This window comes from Chitinibacter tainanensis DSM 15459 (genome assembly GCF_000429785.1).
GTDB classification, from domain to species: domain Bacteria; phylum Pseudomonadota; class Gammaproteobacteria; order Burkholderiales; family Chitinibacteraceae; genus Chitinibacter; species Chitinibacter tainanensis.
Window position 1 is genome coordinate 109268 of record NZ_KE386952.1, and the last position, 17542, is coordinate 126809.

The following is a 17542-nucleotide window of genomic DNA, read 5'->3' on the forward strand; positions in this document are numbered from 1 at the left end:
TGCTGTATGACCTTCCAACTACGTCTTTATCAAAGCCTGCTCTTCCTGCTGGCGGCGGTGCCTTGCGGCATCCCCTATCGCTGGGACCCAAATCCGGTCTTCCCTTCCGAGCTGGCGGCATTCTTTTTCTGTATTCTGATTACGCTAGCGGGTGTGCTGGTACCGTCCGAGCGCGATACGCGTTGCGCCCCGCCGTGGAGCAGCCTGATGTGGCTGGGCTTCTGCGGCGTGATTGGCTTGCAAGCGGTGTTCTTACCGCATGGCTACGCCACCGAGCGAGTTTACCCGCTGGTATACGCACTGGGCGCGGCGGGTGCGGGCTGGTCGTTGGCGCGGGCGATTGCGGTGTTTGGCGTAACCCCATTGTTGAATATGTTTGCCTGGGGCTTATTGGCCGGGGCGATTTTCAACTCGGGCATTGCCGTACCGCAGATTGTGCAGCTGATTCAGGAAGGCCCGCGACTCATCTTCGGCAATATCGGCCAGAAAAACATGTATGGCCATTACCTAGCCTGGGGCTTGGCCAGCGCCGCCTATCTGGTGACGCAAAAGGACGAGCTACCCAAGCCAGTCTTCTGGCTGGTCAGCCTGTGGCTGGCGCTCTCGCTGGCTTTTTGTGGCTCACGCTCGCCGCTGCTGTACGCCGGGGCATGGCTAGCTCTGGGCTTGCTGGTATGGTGGCGCGGGCAGGATAGCCTGCGCCAATTTGGCCGGGCGCTGAGTATTGCGGCGGGTTTGATTATCCTAATGCAATTTGCCGCGCCAATGGTCAATGAGCTGCTGCAAGCGCTGCTGAAAGCCAAGAATGAAGTCCCCACCGGTCTGGATCGCCTCGATTCGAACGGCTCGCGCCGCCTGGTGGAATGGCAAAAAGCCTGGCTGGTATTCCAGCAATATCCAGTGCTGGGTACGGGCTGGGGTAGCTATGCGGTGCACAGCAATGCGCTGCAAGTGCGCCCCGAGTTTGCGATTGTGTCGGAAAGCGTGCTGTTTACTCACGCGCACAATTCAGTGCTGAACCTCATGGCTGAAACCGGCCTGCTGGGCACCGGGGTTATTGTGTTGGGCCTAGCCGGTGTGCTGTGGAGTGCGGTGCGCCGCTGGGCCGAGCCGGGTGTGATGTTTGCCTTGGCGCTCTTGTCGGTATCACTGCTGCATAGCCTGGTGGAATATCCGCTGTGGTATTTCCACTTCCTCGGCCCGTTTGCCTTGATGCTGGTGTTTGCCCAAAGCAGCGTCCCGCGCTGGCCGATCCCTGCCATGGCCGCTCGTTTCGGCTGGGCACTGTGGGGTGGCGCCGGGCTGGCGCTGTGTTTCTTGGGTGGCAAGATTTATCTCGAGATCTATCCGATTATGGATCCGGCCGGCGATGAGAAACTCAACGCTAGCCGCATCGAGCGCCTGGAGGGCATGCGCCAGAACCCGCTGATTGATTATTACGCCGAGCACGCGCTGTCGAATTACATCGTGGCCAGCCGTAGCGAAATCGATTGGAAGCTGGCCATTTTGCGCAAGCAAAACGCTATTCGCCCCTACCCTGGCCAGATGACCGATCAGGCGGTTATGGAAGCCTTGCTCGGCAATCAGGCGGTGGCTCACGATCTGATGCGCCGCGCGGCCTTTGCCTACCCAGAGAGCTTTGATTACTACTATCAAACCCTGGATGGCTTTAAAGAGCCGAATGTCCGGGCGCTGTTGGTGGATGTGGATGAAGCGCGGGATTTCTTTAATGCCAAGCTCGACTTCAAGATCAAGCGCGAGCTGCCAAGCGAAGCCCACGCGGCAAGCAGCGCCAGCTCAGCGGCCAAAGCTGATTAAGACCGGCGGGCGCAGCCGCGCCCCGGTCGAGCCATCCTATGAAAAAAGCTGTTTCTCCCCTCCCCCTGCGTGACGGCCTGGCGGCCAGTTGCGCGGGAATGCTGCCCGGCGGGCACTGGAAGCTGGCGCGCGATTTTCTGCGCGACCGTTTTCCCTATCTCGACCCGGCGATCATCGACCAGCGCCTGCAGGCGGGCGAGATATTCGATGATAATGGCCAGCCCATCGCGCCCGATGCCCCGTATCGGCCCGGCCACTATCTTTGGTATTACCGTGATGTACCGCAGGAAACGCCGGTGCCATTTGCGCTCGAGATTCTGCATCAGGATGAGCGGATTGTCGTCATCGACAAGCCGCATTTCTTGTCCACCATCCCGGCTGGGCGCTTTGTGCGTGAAACCGCACTGGTGCGCTTGCGCCAGCTACTCGGGCGCGATGACATCGCGCCAGTGCACCGCCTCGATCGGGAAACCGCCGGGGTGATGATGTTTTGCCTTGATAGCGCCAGCCGCAGCGGCTATCAGCGGCTGTTTGAAAGCCGGCAAGTGCAGAAAACCTACGAAGCCATTGCGCCGTTCCGGCCCGACCTGACCCTGCCCTATGTACATCGCTCGCGCCTGAGCGAAGCCAGCGCTGACTTTTTTACCATGGCCGAAGTGCCGGGCGAGCCCAATAGTGAAACGCGCATCAGCCTGCTGGAGCAGCGCGGCGCCTGGGCCAAATATCGGCTCGAACCGCACACCGGCAAAAAGCACCAGCTACGCGCGCATCTGGCTGCGCTGCAGATCCCGATTTTGAATGACCCATGGTATCCGGTGGTGCTGGATGACAAAGGCGATGACTTTAGCGCCCCGCTGCAATTACTGGCGCGCGAGCTACGCTTTGTTGATCCCTTTAGCCAGTGCGAACGGGTATTTTATTCCCGGCGCGAACTCAGTTGGCCGGCCGCAACCAACGATTGCGCCACTTAAACGAAGTCGCAATGAATACCCCGACAGGTATAGCCCGCCAAGGCAGTAGCTATAGTGCCTGCAGGGCAATACGTTCTGGTAGTTTTACACAGCTAAAAGGCAAAATTGTTCACCGCCGGCGGCTGGTGGCAATTTTAGAATGAAGTCATGGAATTCAGCGCTTGAACACGCATTCCATACAGAGAGTTTAGGGCCCGCCGCGTGCGGGCCTTTTTTTTGCGCCGGCCGGCGCGCCTAGGCGGCGAGAGCGTAGATAAAAAACTCGTGATTGCCATCGCCACCGGTGATCGGGCTGGGGAAATAATCCAGCACCTGAAAACCACATTCGCTGGCCGCTGTACGGATTTTGCTTTCAACCAGCGGATACAGCGCCGGATCGCGCACAATGCCGCCCTTGCCCAAGGCCTGCGGCCCAAGCTCAAACTGCGGCTTCACCAGAAACAGTAAACGCCCGCCCGCTGGCAGTACGCAGCGTAACGCCGGCAGCACCAGCGTGAGCGAAATAAACGAGACATCACCCACCACCAGATCCAGCGGCGCATCCAGCGCCGGGGCAATCAACTCTGGCGTGAGATGGCGCGCATTCACGCCTTCAAATTGCACCACACGCGCATCCGCCAGCAGCCGCGGGTGCAACTGATCATGACCGACTTCGACCCCAATCACTTTGCGCGCACCCGCTTGCAGCAGGCAATCGCTAAATCCGCCAGTGGAAATCCCGACATCCAGCGCCGTGAAATCGGTCACCGTCAGTTGCGCCGCCGCCAAAGCTCCGGCCAGTTTGAGCCCGCCGCGCGAGACATAGCGATCGACTTCATCAGGGGCAATCTGCAAATCGGCATCGGCCGGCAGTTTTAGTGCGGCTTTAGACACCGCTTTGCCATCGGCCATCACCCGACCGGCAGCGATCATGGTTTGTGCCTGCGTGCGCGAGGCGGCCACGCCCCGCTCCACCAGCAATACATCAGCCCGCAACATACTCATCGCGTGGCTCAGGCAAAGGTTTCGTCGTTACGCAGATAGCGCCACTGCCCGCGCGGCAGCTCGCCCAGCACCACTTTACCAATCCGGATCCGCTGCAGGCCAACGACTTGCAGGCCCACCAGCTCACACATCCGGCGAATTTGGCGCTTTTTACCCTCTTTGAGGATAAAGCGCAGCTGGTCTTTGTTTTGCCACCACACCCGCGCCGGCTTGAGCGCCTCACCATCCAGAGACAAACCGTGGTTTAGCAGGCGCAAGCCATCGGCTTTCAGGTGGCCTGATACGCGCACCAGGTATTCTTTTTCCACCTGCGAATTTTCGCCGATCAGGGTTTTGGCCACCACGCCGTCCTGGGTGAGTACCAATAAGCCCACCGAATCAATATCCAAGCGCCCGGCTGGCGCCAGCCCCTGAAAATGCACGGGCGAGAAACGAATTCCGCTGGTGTCGCCAGCCCAATGGTTTTCCGGCTGCACCAGCACCACCGCGGGCTCGTAGCCATCTTCGGCCTGGCCCGACACATAGCCCACCGGCTTATTAATCAAAATGGTGACGCGATTATCCTGAATCTGCCGGGCGATCGGGTCGAGCTCGATGTGCTGCTCGGGCAAAACCTTGCTGCCCAGCACATTCACCACCTCGCCATCGACTTTCACCCAGCCTTTGGCGATGTATTCATCCGCCTCACGCCGTGAGCACAGGCCCAGCTCGGCCATGCGTTTAGACAAGCGCAGCGGGGTAGACGAGTCGTGTTGTTCTTCCATTACGGCACCAGCATTTTTTCGAGGCAATCCCCCATTGTACTGGCTTCACCCGCGATGAGAAACCGCGCTGGTGAGGCGCTAGGGGTATTGCTCGGGACTGCCTTGGCAAGCTAACACTGGGCACTATACCCTGCCATGTATCACACCACCCGCAGCCACCGGCGAGCTTGGTAGAATGCAATTTTGCGAGGAAGACGATGGAATACTATTTGCCCGTGCGCCATCTGCATATGCTCTTGGCTGCGCTCTCTGGCGCTTTGTTTTTCTGGCGCGGATTATTGATGCTGCGCCAATCGCCGCAGCTGCAGCTGCGCATTTACCGCATCGCGCCCCATCTGATTGATAGTGGCCTCCTTGCCGCCGCACTGTATCTGGCGATTGTTAGTGGGCAAAGCCCGGGTAATTCGCCTTGGCTCTTGGCCAAGATCATTGCGCTACTGGCGTATATCGGGCTGGGCATGGTGGCATTAAAACGCGGCAAAACCCAAACCCAGCGGGCGCTGGCCTTTGGGGCAGCAATCTTGACCTATGCCTATATCGTAGGGGTAGCGCTCAGTAAATCGCCCACGCTGGGCTGGTGGTAATCAGATCAGCGGGATCTCAAGCCCGCCGGAGGTGGGGGCGGCCGCGCTAGCAGGCCAGGCACCGGATTTACCGCCCAGCTTTTCCAGCAGGCGCACATTGCCAATGACCATGCCTTTATCCACGGCTTTGCACATATCGTAAATCGTTAACAGGCCGATTTGGACGGCAGTGAGCGCTTCCATCTCCACCCCGGTACGCCCCACGGTATCGCAGCTCACCGTGCAGCGAACGAACGATTTCACCCGATCAATGCTAAATTCCACCGTCACACCATGCAGTGGCAGCGGATGGCACAGCGGAATCAGATCACTGGTTTTTTTCGCCGCCATAATCGCCGCGATCCGCGCTACGCCGAGTACATCGCCCTTTTGATGATCGCCCGCCTCGATCAGCCGCAAGGTATCCGGCAACATCCGGATTTCGCCCTGCGCCGTAGCGGTACGCCGGGTTTCGCTTTTGTCGACCACATTGACCATATGTGCATCGCCACTGGCGGTGAAGTGCGACAAAGCGCCGCCCCCCACGGCAAGCGCTTCTGCGCCTGCCAGCCGGCCGGCCAGCTGGTTCAGATCTTCTGGGGTATCCAAATTGGCAAACAGGCCTTCGGCAAAAGTGACCATCACCGCGCCAGCGGCTTTCAGGCATTCATCCAGCGCGCTTTGGCCAGTGGAAAGGGCTTCCACCAAATTGGGCAACAGGCTGCGATGCAGCATGCAGATAGGCCAATGCACTTGACCATCTGCGGTCCGCGCCACCACGGCCAGCGCGCTACTGGCATTGAGCGCAGCGCGAAACTGCAAAATCAGATCTTGCGGCAGGAAGGGCACATCACACGGCAGCACCAGCAACCAGTCGGCGGGCGAGGCCAACAGTGCGGCATGAATCCCCGCCAGTGGGCCACCCTGGGGGTACATATCGCGCAATACCGCGTGGCCAAAGCCGGCGTAGTCGGGCAGATTGCGATTGGCCGACAGCAAAATGTGATCGACCGGAATGGTCTGCTTCTGAATGCCTTCCAGCACCCAAGCCACCATCGGCCGGCCAGAAAGCTCGAGCAAACCTTTATCTTGCCCGCCCATTCGCGTGGCCGGGCCACCGGCCAGTACTACCGCATCCAGAGTCATCGCCTGTTTCCTGCAGGGCCCTACACATCGGGCCGCCAATAAATATTAGGATTCCATACTATATGGAGTTCACATGACATCGGCAATCTGTGCGCAGCGGATCGTCACGGCAAACAGCCATTTTACAACGTAAAAACCATGTATTTCTGCGCTAGGCCAACTTACCTGCCAAGGTATAGGCCACCAGGCCATGAAAAATAAGATCTGGCACTCAATACCCCCACCCACTAGTGTGCCCACGCGGCACCAGCACCACGCGGGAGCGATCGCCGTGCTGGCCTCGTAGTCGGCTCAGATTATTCTGGGCTATCATCGAGCTTTCAGCTTGCTGCCGCCGAGGGTTTTCGATGCTGGTTCTGCGCCGATTGTTGCTCATCTGTTTGTGTTGTCTCAGCCTCTTTAGCTACGCCGAGCCCACCCCCGTCCCGGCGAGTGAACCCCACGCGGTCACCATTAATAACCGCACCTTAGTGCAGTTTCGGGTGGGGCTCTTAAATTACTCGGTCGAAGATCGTGCGCAAGCTGCCGAGTTGCGAATCCGCCGCATTCTGGAACACAGCAATGCCCAGCAAATTACCCTCACCCCGGTGCAAACGCCCGATGCCGGCATCAGCGTAGCCTTGGGCAAAGAGCAGGTCTTTCTCATTCTGCAGCAGGACATCGACACGCTGGCGGGTGAAACCCTCGATAGTGTGGCGGCACAAGCCCAGCAGCAGCTCGAGCAACTGCTACGCGAACAGCGCGAGCTGCGCGACCCCGAGCAGCTTCTGCGGGCGGCAGTGTATACCGTGGTGGCTACGCTGCTGTTTGCCGGTACGCTGTGGCTACTGAGCCGCGCCCGGGTCATCTTGCTGAAAAATGGCCGCCGCTACATTACCCGCCCGCTGGCGCGACTGGCGCGGCAAACCACCGGCGTGCAGATTTCTCTGCTGAATCGCATTTTGCGCTGGCTGATCAATCTCACCACCAGCCTGATTGGTTTGAGCCTCACCTATACGTGGCTGACGTTTGTATTTAGCCAGTTCCCGTTTACCCGGGTATGGAGCGAGCAGCTTAATCAGGCGATTTTGCAGTTTCTGGGCAAGGTGGCCAGCGGAGTGCTATCGGCCTTGCCCGGCTTACTGGTAGTGATTTTTATCATTGTCTGCGCCCGCTATACAGCGCGGTTTTTGCGCTTTGTGTTTGGCCGGATCGAGCGCGGTGAGCTTAATCTGAGCTGGTTTGACCGCGAAACCGCCAGCACCACCCGCAAAATTATGACCTTTTTGGTCTGGCTGCTGGCCATTGCGATGTGCTACCCCTATCTGCCCGGCGCTGATACAGAAGCCTTTAAAGGGCTCTCGGTCATGGTGGGCTTGATGGTGTCGCTAGGAGCTTCCAGCGTGGTGGGGCAATTTGCCAGCGGGCTGATTCTGATTTACGCCAAATCACTCAAACAAGGCGAATACGTGCAAATCGGCGACACCGAGGGGACAGTGATTCACATTGGCCTCTTTGCCACCAAAATCCACACTAATTTGCGCGAGGAAGTCAGTATTCCAAATTCGGTCTTGGTGGGGCAAAGCGTCAAGAATTTCTCTCGCTTAGCCGCGGGCGGCGGGGTAATTACCCAAGTGGGCGTCACCATTGGCTATGACACCCCATGGCGGCAGGTAGAAGCCATGTTGATTGAGGCGGCCCAACAAACCAAGGGGGTACGCAATAATCCGCGGCCGGTGGTGTATCAAACCGCGCTGTCCGATTACTACGTGGAATATTTTCTGCGCATTGCCGTCGATGAGCCGCGCCGCCGGCTGGAGATCATGAGCGATCTGCATGCCAAGATTCAGGATGTGTTTAACACCTACGGGGTGCAAATCATGTCGCCGCATTACATTGCGGATCCGGAACAAGAAATAGTCATCGCGCCCGCCAACTGGTATCCTGCCCCAGCACAGGTGCCCACCGGCGCTAAAGCCACGCCGCCGTCAGCCCCTCCCGATAACGGGCAATAAAACCTTGCAGCTGGGCTAGCTGCGTGCCAGCCAGATCGCCCTGCGGGGTATCTGGCTGGATACCCATAATTAATGGGGGCTGCCAGCGCATACCCAGCCCTTCGGCCGTGAGCTGGAAGGGCCGTAAAATCGCCGCCAGCGCGGCAGCATCCAGCGTGCCGTATTGCCGGCTAGCCGTGGCCATACTCACCACCAGCCACAGCGTTTTCCCGGCTAGCTGCTGCCGGCGGCCATAGGCCCAACCGGGGCACAGCACATCATCCTGCCAGCGCTTGAGTAGTGCCGGGCAGCTATGCCAGTAGAGTGGAAACTGCCACACCAGCCGCTGGGCATGTTCACAGGCCTCCTGCTCGGCCAGCAAATCAATCTCCCCATCGGGATACATGCTTTCTAGATGATGCACGCGGCTATCAGGCAGCTCGGCCAATTCATCCAGTAGCGGCCGATGAATATGCGACATGGCCAGATGCGGGTGCGACACGATCAGCAGATTTTTCATCTTCGACTCCAATGCTGGCGGTGGACTTACAGTATGGCTGGGGGTTTACCGGCTTTGCCGCTATAAAGAAGGCAGCTAATCGACAAGAGGTGGTAGCGATGACCATCGCCCGGGCCGGGGTCAGCAGCCTGCGCCAATCGGTGCTGATTCACGAAGAGGTCAAAGTCGTGATCCGCCATTGCTTTGAAATCAATCTAATGGGACTCAATGCCATCTTGCTGGCCAAAAAAGCCGGTACTTCGGCGCGAGGCTTTGGCGTGGTGTCTAGCGAGCTGCGCCAGCTCAGTCTGGAATTGCAAACCGCCATGCAGGCACTTAATGAGCTCACTCAACAGCTACTCACCAGCGCCACCTCGCGCCTACAGGCCGAGCGCCGCTGGCAACGGCTGCACGATGCGGCCAGCCACAGCGAAGCACTACACGCCCTGCTCCGCCCCGCCATGCAGCGCGCGCAGGCCCGCCAACAGCTCAGTGTACACGCCAACCAGTTTCAAGAATGCCTCGCCGAAGCCAACCGCAGCTGCACTTTTGGCCTGGTGCTTGCGCGCGCTGCGCGTATCGAATCGGCCTATAGCGGTCAGCTGCGTAGCGTATTGGCCGAGCTGGCCGAGAGCTTCGCCCGGCAAATCGAGTCTGTCCTCGGCCGCCTCACCACACTGCAACACATCACCCGTGATCTGGATCTGCACGCATGAAAAAAGCCCAACTCATTGCCAGCTGCGAGCAGCATCGCTGGTACGCCATAGCCCGCGACCCTGCGCGGGCCGATTTTCTGATCGATACCAATGAATATGTGGTCACCACCGGGGAAGATAGCCTGCTGTGTGATCCGGGCGGGGCGGAGGTGTTTCCCGCCGTGTTTGCTGCACTGTCGGAAGTGATTGATCCGCGCAGCGTACGGCGGGTGTTTTCATCCCATCAAGACCCGGATGTGATTTCATCGCTTGGGCTCTGGCATGACTTTAACCCCGACATTCGCTGTCACGTTTCCGGCTTATGGGCCGGATTTATTCCGCATTTTGGCTGTGGAGCCGACACACTGGTGGCCATTCCCGATGCGGGCGTAAATCTCACGCTGGGTGAGCGGGAATTACAACTGATACCGGCTCACTATCTGCATTCATCGGGCAATTTTCATGTTTATGATCCAGCCTGCAAACTGCTGTTTACCGGTGACGTGGGCGCGGCGCTGCTACCGGATGCCGACTGCAATTTATTCGTCGAAGATTTTGACCGGCATATCCGCTTTGCCGAAGGTTTTCACAAACGCTGGATGGGCTCCAACACCGCCAAAAAGCGCTGGATCGAGCGCGTGCGCCAGCTCGAGATCGAGCTGATGTGCCCGCAGCATGGCGCCATTTATCGCGGGGAAGACGTACAACGCTTTATCGACTGGTTTGATGATTTGCAAGTCGGCTACGGTTGATCTTGCTACAATCGCCCCCATACTCGGTATAACCCTTTTAGCGTCGCGGGCTTGCGACGCTTCATTTTTTTACAGGATTCATCTCATGGCCATTACGGTAAACGGCGTTGAAATCGACGAAGCACTCATCGCCAGCGAACAAGCCAACCACGAAGGCGCACCCAGCGCACGTGATGCGGCAATTCAGGAGCTGATCCTGCGCGAATTGCTGTTGCAGCAAGCCACTGCAGCCGGCATCAGCGGCGCAACCCCAGAAGAAACCATCGGCGCTTTGCTGGATCGTGAACTGCAAGTGCCTGAAGCAGACGAAGCCGCTTGCCAAGCTTTTTACGATGCCAACCCACAAAGCTTTACCCGTGGTGAATCAGCCGTAGCCAGCCACATCCTGTTCCCGCTGGGCGAAGGCCTGGCAGCTAGCCTGGCTAAATCAAAAGCCGAAGGCGTTTTGGCTGAAGTGCAAGCCAACCCGGAACGTTTCGCAACGCTGGCCAAAGAGCATTCAACCTGCCCATCAGGCCAGCAAGGCGGTAGCCTTGGCCAGTTTGGCCGTGGCCAAATGGTGCCTGAATTCGAACAAGCCGTATTTAGCACCGACGCCGGTCAAATCACCCCGCATCTGGTGGAAACCCAGTTCGGCTACCACATCATTCAGGTCAACGAGCGCAGCGATGGCGACAAAGTCACTTTCGAAGAAGTGAAAGAGCGCCTGCAAGCCTTCCTGACCGATATGGCCGGCCGCAAAGTGATGCACGACTATCTGGCCAAGCTGGTAAGCGCCGCCAAGATCGATGGCTACAGCATGCCTGAACTGGCCTAAGCGCGAGTCAGCCACCGTAAAAAAACCGGGGTGTGCCCCGGTTTTTTTACGCTTGCATCATTCCCGACTTAATTCAGCCCAAGTGCGGTTCCGTAATTGGGCAAGCTCCGCCAAGGTGGGCGCCTGTAGCTGTGGATTGTGCTCCAACAGCGCCCATTGCTGTGCCAATTGCTCGGCACCAAGCTGAGCGGCAATGCCTTTGGCACTGTGCGCATGCCGTTGAGCTGCGTCGATCTCGCCGCCCTGCAGTGCGCGCACGAAATCCTGCTCCAGATCTTGCAGGCGGGCAAACCCTTTTTCTGCCAAGCCCAAGTAGCGCTCGCGACTAAATCCCAGCCGCTGCTCCGCCGCAGCCTGCGTGAGCAGCGCCGAATCAGCCTGCGGCGAAACCGGCAACAGCACCGGCGCACTCAGCCCCAGCAAATCGAGGATTTCCTGCCCCTGATAGGGTTTGCTCAGAAAACCGGCCAAGAGGGCAAAAGCCGGATGCTGGCGTAATTCATGCTCAGGCGAAGCGCTAATCAGATACACCGGCTGCCGATAGCCCAGCGCCGCCATGCGGCTAGTGACTTCCAGCCCATCGGGGCCCGGCATCTGGTAATCCATCAGCACCAAATCCACCACCTCGCCACGGCTGAGCGCGTCGAGCGCTTCCAGCCCATTGGCCATCGGCAGGGTTTGTGCGCCGGCCTCCTCCAGTATTTCGCACAGCAGTTCGCGATTTACCTTTTGATCTTCCACCACCATCACCCGCCGGCCTTGTGCCAGCGGCCGCAGCGGTGCCGGTGCCGCACTGACCGGCACGGTGGCTGGGGCGAGCTGCGCTTGTAGTGTCAGCACAAATTCACTGCCTTGCCCAAGCGTGCTGGCGGCGCTGATGTCGCCGCCCATCAGGCGGGCATAATCGCGGCTGAGCGCGAGGCCCAAGCCCGTCCCCCCCAGCTGTTTGCCACTTTCGGTTTGTTCAAAGGGATGAAACAAATGCTGCAGCTCATGCTCGGCAATCCCGCAGCCAGTATCTCGTACACTCAGCTGCAAGACATAGGCCGATTTCTCGGCCCGCCCGCGCACTTGCAAAATCACCTCGCCCCGCTCGGTGAATTTCATACTATTGCCAATCAAATTAATCAAAATCTGCCGCAATTTGCCACCATCCAGCAGCAAGACTGGCGGTAAATCGGCGGCAAAATCGAGCGTAAAGCGCAGCCCTTTTTCCTGCGCCATCAGCGCAAACATCCCCACCAGCTCCTGCCGTAGCTGGCTTAGCGCCAGCGGCTCGATAATCAGCTCTAGCTTGCCGCTTTCGGATTTGGATAAATCCAGCACGTGATTGAGCAGGCTGAGCAAATGCTGGCCCGAATGCGCTACATGACTGAGCTGCAGGCGTTGCTGCTCGGTGAGCTGCGAGTTTTGCCGCAAGCGCTCGGTGTAACCCAAGATCGATGTGAGCGGAGTACGGATTTCGTGGCTGATGTGCGCCAAAAAGCGACTTTTGGTTTCATTGGCCGCCACCGCATTGGCGCGAGCTTCATCGAGCGAATTATTCAAGTCCAGCAAGCTGAGGCGCTGCTTTTCACTGCGCCACAGCGCGGTCAGGGCCAGCCCCGCAAAGGCCAGCAAGAGCACGACCTGCAACAAAGCCAAACCAGTGCGCCAAGTGCCGAGGTTGGCTAGGCGTTTTTGTTTGAGCTCATTGCGCTTGATGTCTTCGCTGCGCACCCGCTGGGCCATATCTTCAATCGGCGCCTGCAGCTCTTCCATCAGCTGATTCAGTTGCTCCCACTGCGCAGGCCCCAGCGGCCCTTGCTGCAAGATCCGGTCGGCATCCAGCACAAAGCGTTTCACAGCGGGAAAATCTTGCTGGCTCAGTACCGGATCGGTGAATTGGCGCAGGATGACATCGTATTCCAGGCTATGCACCCGGCCGTAAACAATATCAAAGCGCAAGGCAAAATCATCGGCGTCGCGCAGGCGGATTGACTCACGCAAGCGCTGCAATTCGGCGCGGGTCTGGAAAATCTGCCACAGCTGATTGCCCACCCCTTGCTGGTCGAAATCGACCAGCTCGGCCTTTTGTTTCTGCTCGAAATGAATAATCAAACTGAAGTTGACCATCAGCACCAGGCTAATGGCCAACAAAATCACAGGAAAACGTCGACTCATGCTTTATTGAACGGTAATCAGTTTCAGCTGCCAGGCGCAGCGCCGGTAATAGTCGGTCTTGCGCAGATCAGCGTGCTGATCAAACGGGTACATGATGAACAACGGCCCTTTTTCGCGTATCGACATGGTTTTACCGCCCAAGCGGCTGGCCACGATCACATCATACGTAAAGGCATCGCTGGCGGGTATTTCAATTGTGTAATCGTTCAGCGCCGACAGCCGTAACGCCCCGCTGCTCACGCCAGCCAGCTTTAACACATCGCGCAGCAAGGGGCCTTCAAAGGTTTGTGGCTCGGGATACCAAGGCGTGGGGACGGTCATTTTGTATTGGGGCAGTTTATCCAGATCAGCCAGAGACAGGGCCTGCAGCGTGGTGACTTTGCCTTTGATCGTCAAAATGGTGCGCGTGGTATTGGTTTCGTTGGCAAAACTGAGGCTGGCCAGCGCCAGCAAAGCAAAGGTGATCAAGCGGCCGAATGTGCGCAGCATAAGGAAACTCCTCATTATTTTTAGTCGCAGAAAAAGCGGTGTTTTGGCTTCATTGTATAGTGCATTTTCCCTTTCTTAATCAGCATTTGCTGTTTGAAACGGCGCTGCGCGCCAATCGGTCAAGCCGCCTGACCGGATTTAAATGCCACTTGCATCAGCCACACCGAAACGACCAGATATACCCATTGATGTATCACCCTACAAGGCTTAATTTTATTAGCCTTTAATCATATACCCCACATAAAGGATAATCCGCATCGTCGCCTGCCAAGCAAATCACTATGCTGATCTCATTAGTGCGCATGAGCGCCACAGGAAGATGAAATCATGCAGATTGTTGTGATCGGCGCCGGCGTGGTCGGCGTGACCAGCGCCTATTATTTGCAGCAGGCCGGCCATCAGGTCACGGTGTTAGAGCGCTTGCCAGCGCCAGCGCAGGAAACCAGCTTTGCCAACGCGGGGCAGATTTCCCCAGGCTATGCCGCGCCATGGGCAGCGCCAGGGATTCCGCTCAAGGCGATGAAATGGCTACTGCAAAGCCACGGCCCCCTACGCATTCGGCCACAAGCTGATCCGTTTCAGTGGCAATGGCTGGCGCGCATGCTGAGCAACTGCACCGTTGACGCATATGCCCGCAATAAAAACCGCATGGTGCCGCTGGCTGAATACAGCCGTGATCAGCTCAAGCTGCTACGCGCGCTAACCGGGATCGACTACGAGCAACGCACGCTGGGCACATTGCAAATCTTCCGCCAGCCCAAGCAGCTGGACAATGGCCGTCGCGATGCCGAATTACTGGCGCAAATGGGCGTAGCGCATCAGCTGCTTGATCCAGCCGGCATTGTCGAAGTGGAACCCGCACTGGCCCATCTGGCTGGGCGCCTGAGCGGCGCCTTGCGGCTACCGAATGATGAAACCGGCGACTGCCAACTCTTTACCACGCGCCTAGCCGAGTTGGCCACGCTCGCCGGGGTGCGCTTTCGCTATGCCGTGGAAGTGCACGGTTTTCGCCGCCAGGGCGCGCGCATTAGCGGGGTACAGCTGCTGGGCGAAACCGTGGCCTGTGATGCGGTGGTGCTGGCGGCTGGCTGTCAGGCCCGCGCGCTGGGCCAATTGGTGGGGCTGGATTTGCCCGTGTATCCGGTGAAAGGCTATTCAATCACTGTGCCACTGCAGAATCCCGAGCAAGCCCCGCGCTCTACCGTCATGGATGAGAGCTACAAAATCGCCCTCACCCGCTTTGATCAGCGTTTGCGCGTGGGCGGTATGGCCGAGCTGGCGGGCTTTGACAAAACCATTCAGCCCGGGCGGATCGACACGCTGAAAATGGTGGCCCATTCGCTCTTCCCACAAGCGGGAGATTTGAATCAGGCCAGCGCCTGGACCGGCCTGCGCCCCATGACGCCCGATGGTACGCCGATTATTGGTCCAACTCCGATTGACAATCTGTACACCAACACCGGCCACGGCACGCTGGGCTGGACCATGGCTTGCGGCTCGGCCAAGGTGCTCACCGACATCATCAATCAGCAAAAAACCGAGATCGATAGCCGCGAACTGGGGCTCGCCCGCTACAGCGCCCACTAATACCGGGGTTTTTGTGCAGTATTTACGCTTGTGACATTGTTCGGCGCGCTGCGCTATGCCGGGCGAGTAAAGTAAAGCTCGACGTGGCCAGCCCGACGCTGGCCGCCCTGTTCACCGCGCGCAATATTCTGCCGGCTAGCCGCCGCACTTGCGCGCCCAACCGGAGCGCACCATGTCACCACCTGCCTTATCCCGGCATACTTTCCGATTGCCGGTTTTGTATCCCAGCCTGATTTTGATTGTGGGCCTTATCGCCCTGACAACGCTGGCCCCCCAAGCCGTTGAGCAACAGCTCGTGGCTACTCAAAGCTGGATTACCGCGCATTTTTCCTGGTTTTATACCCTAGCCGTCTCCGGCTTTTTTATCTTCCTGCTGGGCCTAGCGATCAGTGATTACGGCAAAATCCGCCTCGGCGCCGATGATGCCGAGCCCGAGTTTAGCCTTGGTAGCTGGCTGGCGATGCTGTTTGCCGCCGGCATGGGGATCGGGCTGATGTATTACGGCGTGGGTGAGCCACTGCAACACTACGTCAATCCGCCACTGGCCGAGCCACAAACCCTTGGCGCTGCCAGTGAAGCGATGAGCAGCACCTTTTTACACTGGGGTTTTCATGCCTGGGCGATTTACGGCCTGGTGGGGCTGGTATTGGCCTATTTTGGCTTTCGCTATAACCTGCCGCTCTCGCTGCGCTCGGGGCTGTACCCGATCTTGCGCGAGCGCATTCACGGCCCGCTGGGGCATACCGTCGATATTTTCGCGCTGTGTTGTACCCTGTTTGGCCTAGCGCCCTCAGTCGGCCTTGGCTCGGTACAGCTGGCAGCCGGTCTGCATCGCCTAACGGGCTGGGATACCAGTGGCCTCGCCGTCCAACTGTCCCTAATTGCCGCAGTGATCGTGCTGGCGGGGATTTCCGCGGCCACCGGCATTGGCAAAGGCGTGCGCCGCCTCTCCGAGCTCAATTTGCTCTTGGCCGTGTTGTTACTGCTGTTTGTGCTGTTTACTGGCCCGACCGTGTTCTTGCTCGGTGCCTTTAGCGATAATTTGGGCAACTATTTCAGCCAACTGCCCCAGCTTACCTTCCGTAGTTTCACTTATACCCCGCCGCATAATGAAGGCTGGCTCAGCGGCTGGACCATCCTGTACTGGGCATGGTGGATTTCCTGGTCACCGTTTGTCGGGCTGTTTATTGCCCGCATTTCGCGCGGCCGCACCATCCGCGAGTTCATTACTGGCGTACTGATTATCCCGAGTCTGTTTACCTTCCTATGGATGACGGTGTTTGGGAATTCGGTAATCTGGTTTGATATGCACACCGCTCAAGGGGCGCTCAGCGCCACGGCGGGCAATGTAGACGCGCTACTGTTCCAGTTCTTTGATTATCTGCCACTCTCGAGCGTGGCGGCGGTCATCGCCATGCTGCTGATCTTGGTGTTTTTTGTCACCTCGGCAGATTCGGGCGCGCTGATGCTGGATACGCTGTCGTCCAAAGACCCCGAGCGCTCACCAATCTGGCAGCGTTTGTTCTGGGCCGCCCTGCTGGGGCTAACGGCAGCCACGCTGCTGAGCGCTGGCGGACAAAAAGCCTTGATGACCATGACGCTGATTGCCGCGCTGCCCTTTGCGCTGATCATGCTGCTGCTGGCCTTTTCGCTCTGGCGCGGTTTGGTGGCAGATCGCCGACATTCGCAGCAGAAATTTACCCCAGCCAGCAGCTTCTGGAATGGCCAGCACTGGAAGCAGCGCCTCACACAAATTCTGCAGCAGCCCACGGCCGAAGATGTGGCCAGCTTTATCCACAGCCGTGTGCGTCCAGCACTAACGGCAGTGGCCTTGGAAATGCAGGCGCAAGGTTATACCAGCCGGCTAGAAGAGCACGACGATGGCGGCCTGTCGCTGGTGGTACCGCAAGCCAATCTGCGCAATTTTGTGTACGGTGTGCATGCGGTGGCGCGGCCGATGGCCAGCTTTGCGCTGCGTGATGCGGGCCTGCCGGCCAGCGAGCGACAGCTTACCTATGAACCGGTCACCTTCTTTGCCGACGGTCGTCGTGGCTACACCATCGAATACCTGCGCGAAGAAGAAATCATTGCCGATGTGCTCAAGCAATATGAGCGGTATCTGTCGCTAAGCCAGAGCCAGCAAGCCCATCTGATCAATACCACCCCGGAGCATACGCTCTAACCTTGCCTTGGCCGCGTAGAGCGGCCAGTGCAACTCCAAGCCCGGCGCGCCAGCAATCAATCTGGCCGCCGGTTTTTTTCAGCCCGCAGCCAGCGCAAACGGGCTAAAATTACGCCCATCACCTTATTTTATGCGGGCT

Annotated in this window: 15 protein-coding genes; 9 read left to right on the top strand and 6 right to left on the bottom strand. The window is 58.4% G+C overall.

Features of this window, described 5'->3' with window-relative positions; translation table 11 throughout:
• Positions 1-6: 6 nt before the first annotated feature.
• Both G482_RS0112860 and G482_RS18645 read left to right on the top strand, forming a co-directional pair.
• Complete coding sequence (locus G482_RS0112860; protein ID WP_028450366.1) at positions 7-1818, top strand: PglL family O-oligosaccharyltransferase; 1812 nt, start codon at positions 7-9, stop codon at positions 1816-1818.
• Between the two features lie 38 nt (positions 1819-1856).
• Positions 1857-2789: a pseudouridine synthase gene (locus G482_RS18645; protein ID WP_034619731.1), complete on the top strand. Its 933-nt coding sequence runs from the start codon at positions 1857-1859 to the stop codon at positions 2787-2789.
• A gap of 234 nt (positions 2790-3023) precedes the next feature.
• Here G482_RS18645 and G482_RS0112870 read toward each other — a convergent pair whose 3' ends face one another.
• Positions 3024-3773, bottom strand: coding sequence for a TlyA family RNA methyltransferase (locus G482_RS0112870; RefSeq protein ID WP_245575290.1), 750 nt, complete (start codon positions 3771-3773; stop codon positions 3024-3026).
• Positions 3774-3781: 8 nt separating this feature from the next.
• The gene (locus G482_RS0112875; RefSeq protein ID WP_034619732.1) at positions 3782-4537 is read right to left on the bottom strand and encodes a pseudouridine synthase; all 756 of its coding nucleotides are present in this window, start codon (positions 4535-4537) and stop codon (positions 3782-3784) included.
• Between the two features lie 197 nt (positions 4538-4734).
• On the opposite strand from G482_RS0112875, the gene G482_RS0112880 reads away from it, so the two are divergent.
• Positions 4735-5121 carry a SirB2 family protein gene (locus G482_RS0112880; protein ID WP_028450369.1) on the top strand — a complete coding sequence of 129 codons (387 nt, stop codon included), beginning with the start codon at positions 4735-4737 and terminating at the stop codon, positions 5119-5121.
• Here the strand turns inward: G482_RS0112880 and moaC are convergent, their stop codons facing one another.
• Entirely contained in the window at positions 5122-6246 is a 1125-nt protein-coding gene (gene moaC / locus G482_RS20935; protein ID WP_084414679.1) for a cyclic pyranopterin monophosphate synthase MoaC, read from the bottom strand.
• Positions 6247-6593: 347 nt separating this feature from the next.
• Here moaC and G482_RS18650 point away from each other — a divergent pair, with 347 nt between their 5' ends.
• On the top strand, positions 6594-8240 hold the full coding sequence (locus tag G482_RS18650) for a mechanosensitive ion channel family protein (RefSeq protein ID WP_051259014.1): 1647 nt from the start codon (positions 6594-6596) through the stop codon (positions 8238-8240).
• Here G482_RS18650 and G482_RS18655 read toward each other — a convergent pair.
• A complete protein-coding gene (locus tag G482_RS18655) occupies positions 8197-8739 on the bottom strand; it encodes an NAD(P)H-dependent oxidoreductase (RefSeq protein ID WP_051259015.1) in 543 nt (180 codons plus the stop codon). The genes G482_RS18650 and G482_RS18655 overlap by 44 nt on opposite strands.
• A 98-nt stretch (positions 8740-8837) precedes the next feature.
• Here G482_RS18655 and G482_RS0112900 point away from each other — a divergent pair, with 98 nt between their 5' ends.
• From G482_RS0112900 to G482_RS0112910, 3 genes are all read left to right on the top strand, one after another.
• On the top strand, positions 8838-9434 hold the full coding sequence (locus G482_RS0112900; protein ID WP_156905405.1) for a hypothetical protein: 597 nt from the start codon (positions 8838-8840) through the stop codon (positions 9432-9434).
• Complete coding sequence (locus G482_RS0112905) at positions 9431-10165, top strand: oxygen-binding di-iron domain-containing protein (protein WP_028450372.1); 735 nt, start codon at positions 9431-9433, stop codon at positions 10163-10165. Before G482_RS0112900 ends, G482_RS0112905 begins: the two co-directional genes overlap by 4 nt.
• Positions 10166-10250: 85 nt before the next feature.
• Positions 10251-10982 (top strand): peptidylprolyl isomerase, encoded by a 732-nt coding sequence (locus G482_RS0112910; protein WP_028450373.1) that lies wholly within the window; start codon positions 10251-10253, stop codon positions 10980-10982.
• 57 nt (positions 10983-11039) lie between these two features.
• On the opposite strand, the gene G482_RS0112915 is transcribed toward G482_RS0112910, so the two are convergent.
• Both G482_RS0112915 and G482_RS0112920 read right to left on the bottom strand, forming a co-directional pair.
• Positions 11040-13145: an ATP-binding protein gene (locus tag G482_RS0112915; protein ID WP_034619733.1), complete on the bottom strand. Its 2106-nt coding sequence runs from the start codon at positions 13143-13145 to the stop codon at positions 11040-11042.
• A 3-nt stretch (positions 13146-13148) separates the two neighbouring features.
• Positions 13149-13634 carry a putative pterin-binding protein gene (locus G482_RS0112920; protein ID WP_028450375.1) on the bottom strand — a complete coding sequence of 162 codons (486 nt, stop codon included), beginning with the start codon at positions 13632-13634 and terminating at the stop codon, positions 13149-13151.
• Positions 13635-13961: 327 nt separating this feature from the next.
• Between G482_RS0112920 and G482_RS0112925 the strand changes: the two genes are divergently transcribed.
• Together G482_RS0112925 and G482_RS0112930 are read left to right on the top strand one after the other, a co-directional pair.
• Entirely contained in the window at positions 13962-15221 is a 1260-nt protein-coding gene (locus G482_RS0112925; protein WP_028450376.1) for a D-amino acid dehydrogenase, read from the top strand.
• A gap of 172 nt (positions 15222-15393) precedes the next feature.
• Positions 15394-17403: a BCCT family transporter gene (locus tag G482_RS0112930; RefSeq protein ID WP_028450377.1), complete on the top strand. Its 2010-nt coding sequence runs from the start codon at positions 15394-15396 to the stop codon at positions 17401-17403.
• The last annotated feature ends 139 nt before the right edge of the window (positions 17404-17542 follow it).

What these genes read in the sequence shown, in the direction of transcription:
- G482_RS0112860 (WP_028450366.1), top strand. Translation starts at nt 7, where the DNA reads ATGACCTTCCAACTACGTCTTTATCAAAGCCTGCTCTTCCTGCTGGCG.
- G482_RS18645 (WP_034619731.1), top strand. Translation starts at nt 1,857, where the DNA reads ATGAAAAAAGCTGTTTCTCCCCTCCCCCTGCGTGACGGCCTGGCGGCC.
- G482_RS0112870 (WP_245575290.1), bottom strand. Translation starts at nt 3,773, where the DNA reads ATGAGTATGTTGCGGGCTGATGTATTGCTGGTGGAGCGGGGCGTGGCC.
- G482_RS0112875 (WP_034619732.1), bottom strand. Translation starts at nt 4,537, where the DNA reads ATGGAAGAACAACACGACTCGTCTACCCCGCTGCGCTTGTCTAAACGC.
- G482_RS0112880 (WP_028450369.1), top strand. Translation starts at nt 4,735, where the DNA reads ATGGAATACTATTTGCCCGTGCGCCATCTGCATATGCTCTTGGCTGCG.
- moaC (WP_084414679.1), bottom strand. Translation starts at nt 6,246, where the DNA reads ATGACTCTGGATGCGGTAGTACTGGCCGGTGGCCCGGCCACGCGAATG.
- G482_RS18650 (WP_051259014.1), top strand. Translation starts at nt 6,594, where the DNA reads ATGCTGGTTCTGCGCCGATTGTTGCTCATCTGTTTGTGTTGTCTCAGC.
- G482_RS18655 (WP_051259015.1), bottom strand. Translation starts at nt 8,739, where the DNA reads ATGAAAAATCTGCTGATCGTGTCGCACCCGCATCTGGCCATGTCGCAT.
- G482_RS0112900 (WP_156905405.1), top strand. Translation starts at nt 8,838, where the DNA reads ATGACCATCGCCCGGGCCGGGGTCAGCAGCCTGCGCCAATCGGTGCTG.
- G482_RS0112905 (WP_028450372.1), top strand. Translation starts at nt 9,431, where the DNA reads ATGAAAAAAGCCCAACTCATTGCCAGCTGCGAGCAGCATCGCTGGTAC.
- G482_RS0112910 (WP_028450373.1), top strand. Translation starts at nt 10,251, where the DNA reads ATGGCCATTACGGTAAACGGCGTTGAAATCGACGAAGCACTCATCGCC.
- G482_RS0112915 (WP_034619733.1), bottom strand. Translation starts at nt 13,145, where the DNA reads ATGAGTCGACGTTTTCCTGTGATTTTGTTGGCCATTAGCCTGGTGCTG.
- G482_RS0112920 (WP_028450375.1), bottom strand. Translation starts at nt 13,634, where the DNA reads ATGCTGCGCACATTCGGCCGCTTGATCACCTTTGCTTTGCTGGCGCTG.
- G482_RS0112925 (WP_028450376.1), top strand. Translation starts at nt 13,962, where the DNA reads ATGCAGATTGTTGTGATCGGCGCCGGCGTGGTCGGCGTGACCAGCGCC.
- G482_RS0112930 (WP_028450377.1), top strand. Translation starts at nt 15,394, where the DNA reads ATGTCACCACCTGCCTTATCCCGGCATACTTTCCGATTGCCGGTTTTG.